Annotated in this window: 2 protein-coding genes; both read left to right on the top strand. The window is 64.5% G+C overall.

What is annotated here, in order from left to right:
* Nucleotides 1-1,228 (top strand): type IV secretion system DNA-binding domain-containing protein (locus VIG90_RS09150; RefSeq protein ID WP_331593195.1); only part of this gene is annotated, 1,228 nt, incomplete at its 5' end.
* Between the two features lie 11 nt (nucleotides 1,229-1,239).
* On the top strand, nucleotides 1,240-3,380 hold a 2,141-nt coding region (gene mobF / locus VIG90_RS09145), incomplete at its 3' end, for a MobF family relaxase (protein ID WP_331593194.1).

Here is a 3,380-nt window from a genome sequence, read left to right as displayed (position 1 = left end):
GATCCTGGCGGCCCGCCTGCTGTTCGTTGAGGCCTGCCTCAGGCTGCAGCTGCTGGGGCGCACCAGCAACGAGGATCTGGCCCGCGAGCTGATGACGACCTCCCTCGCCCAGGTTCATAAGCTGCTCCGGAACACCATGGCCGATCCGCTGACCGCGCCGGAGGCGGCGCGCATGGCTGAGAGCATCCGGGCTGTCTTCAACGTCAACGCCCAGGCCCTGCTCTCCATGCCCCAGTCTGGCGATGCCTTTTCAATCCGCCGCTGGATCGAGGACGAGCGCCATGCCGGCTCGATCCTCTTCATCTCCGCCCGCTATGCGGACCTGGCCATGGTCAAGAGCCTGCTCACGCTCTGGACCGACACGGCCATTCACACGCTGACCAGCCTGCCGATCAATCGCGCCTTGCGCCTCTGGTTCCTGTTCGATGAGCTGGGCGCGCTGCACCGCCTGCCGGCCATCGAAAAGGGTCTGCAGACCAGCCGCAACTTCGGCGGTGCGTTCCTCCTTGGTATCCACGCAATCGCCAAGCTCAAGGAGACCTACGGCGAGCGGATGGCGACCACGCTGGCATCGCTGGCCCGCACCAAACTGATCCTGGCGACCAGCGATTACGAGACCGCCAAATGGTGCTCCGAGTTCCTCGGGCATCGCCAGTTCCGCAAGATGGAAGAGGGATACAGCTACGGTGCCAGCTCGGTGCGTGATGCGGTCACGCTGACGCCGCAGACCAGGGTCGAGCCGCTGGTGATGCCTGACGACATCATGAACCTGCCCAACCTTTACGGATACATCAAGTTCCCCGGCGGTTTCCCCGCAGCACCGGTCAAGCTGCGCTATCGCACCTATGCAACCCGCGCCGACGCCTTTGTCCGACGCCCTCCTGCTGACACGATCAAACCTCTCCAGCAAGAGTTCAATCTGACCCTGCCGCCCCCAGAGGATGAGGCAGAGGGCGGAGGGCGCGCGCCCTCGCCGCCAGCAGCTGAAGCCGCGCAGAGCAGCAGCCAAAGTGCATCCCATGACGGCAGACGCGGACGCAATGCCGGGCAGAACGCCGAGAGCGAGGCCACAAAACGTGCTCGTGCGGAGGCCGACTTTGGTCAGACGCCGCTCGGGCAGATCCAGGCGCCCGCCCCCAAGGCCGACCTGGCGAAAGAGGAAGCCAGAACTCCCCTGCCCGACCCCAAAGATCCAACCATGGATCTGGATGACTGGGCATCCTTCTGAGGACTGCGACCATGATCACCCCCAGCCGGATCATGTCCGCCAGCGGCGCGGCCGACTACTACACCAAGGACAATTTCTACACGTCCAGCGAGGAGGCCGAACCCCACACGTCCTGGTTCGGCAAGGGCGCGGAGGAGCTCGGATTGTCCGGTCCGGCCACCAAAGAGGGCTTGCAGGCGGTGCTTGAGGGCCAACTGCCTGACGGCACGAGCCTTGCTGAAAAGGGACAGCATCGCCCGGGTTTCGAGCTTGCCTTCTCGCCGCCCAAGAGCGTGTCGCTGCTTGCGCTCGTGGGCGGCGACAAGCGGCTCATAGAGCTGCACCGGGAGGCTGTCCGTCATACGCTGACGTGGGCCGAGAAGCAGCTCGCGCAGACGCGGATCGAGGTGGCGAGCACTACGATCAAGGTGAAGACCGGCAATCTCCTGATGGCGCTGGTGGAGCATGACACCAACCGAAATCACGAGCCGGACCTCCACACGCATGTGCCCATTGCAAACGCCACCCGCGGACCCGACGGCAAGTGGCGCACCGTGCACAATGATCTGCTCTGGCAGCGCATGACCCTGCTCTCGAGCCTGTACAACGCCTATATGCGATTCAGGCTGCCCGGCCTCGGATATGAAACTGCGCCCCACGGCAAGCATGGCAGTTTCGAGATTGTCGGCATCCCCCGCGCGGTCATCGAGGCCTTCAGCACCCGCTCCAAGGAGATCAACGAAGCCTACGGGCGCCTGGCGCACCAGACGCCCCAGACAAAGGATGCCCTGGCGCTGAAGACACGCCGCCATAAGCCGGCCTTGGCCGATCGCGAGGCCGTTGCAGCGCGCTGGCAGGAGCAGGCGACCCGGCTTGGCGTCGACTTCGGCGCACTGGTCCGCGCCGCCGAGACGAGGTCCTCTCCCGGGCAAAGCCTCTGGGACGGAATGACGACCGGAAGGATCGGTCTTGCCGACCGCATCGGCGCCGTCCTCCGGTTCATCCTTGAACAGATCGAGGCTAAGTCCGGAGGGCGGCATCGGCCGGGCAATCCTCCACCTGAGAAAAGCCCAGACCCCTTTGTTCCCGAGACGCCCGGAGACCTCGAACCCGGCGAACTGACCGCGGCCCATGCCGTCGCTTCGGCCATCCGCCATCTCTCCCAGCGGGAAGTCGCCTGGGACGAGCATGATCTCTACAAATCCGCCCTTGACCTGCATCTGCCCATATCGGTTGCGGACGTCGAAAAGCGGATCAGCCAGTTGCAGGCTGCTGGCCTTCTCCTGCGCGGCCGGCGCCAGCACGCGCACATGCTGATGACACCGGACGCCCTCGCTACGGAGAACCGGATCCTTGAGAAGCTCCGTGAGGCAAAGGGACAGTCTCAGGCTGTCCTGCCGGCACGAGAAGCCAGCGCGCGTCTCCAGGCCGCTGCCCAAGCGAGCCTTGGAAACAATCTGAACCCGGGACAGGAGGCCGCTGGCCGGCTGATTGTGTCCTCATCCGATCGGTATGTCGGTGTGCAGGGCGTTGCAGGCTCCGGCAAGACCGCCATGCTCAAGGCCGCGGCTGTCGTACTCAAGGCCGAGGGCCATGCCGTCCTTGGGCTGGGTCACCAGAACCGGCTCGTGCACATGCTCGAGCGGGAAACAGGCATTGACTCCCGAACCATTCGCAGCTTCATCGCCGAGCATCGCGGCATTCTCGATGGCACGCTTGCTCCGGCCAAACTCGCGGCAAGGCAAGCCGCCTTCAAGGGAGCATTTCTCCTGGTCGATGAGGCCTCGATGATCTCCAACAGCGACAAGCTCAAGCTGATGCAGATCGCAGACGCTCTCGGCCTACAGCGGATGGCATTTGTCGGCGACAAGAAGCAGATCGGGGCCATTGACGCCGGCAAGCCGTTCGAGGTCCAGCAGGCCGCCGGTCTGCCGACAGCCCGGATGAACCAGAATCTGCGCCAGCGCTCCCAGAGGATGAAGACGGCCGCAAAGGCCGCTTACGAAGGACGGATCTCCGAGACCGTCCGCATGCTCCAGCCCTACATGCGAGAAGACGGCAATCCGGCCAGCGCGGCAGCGCAGGCATGGCTGGCACTGCCACCTGAGGAACGTGCGCAAACTGCTCTTTATGCCTCCGGCCGCGAGGCCCGCGCCATGATCAACACAGTCGT

Source organism: Pedomonas sp., from assembly GCF_036515995.1.
Taxonomy (GTDB): domain Bacteria; phylum Pseudomonadota; class Alphaproteobacteria; order Sphingomonadales; family Sphingomonadaceae; genus Pedomonas.
This window is presented reverse-complemented; position numbering and strand designations above follow the sequence as displayed.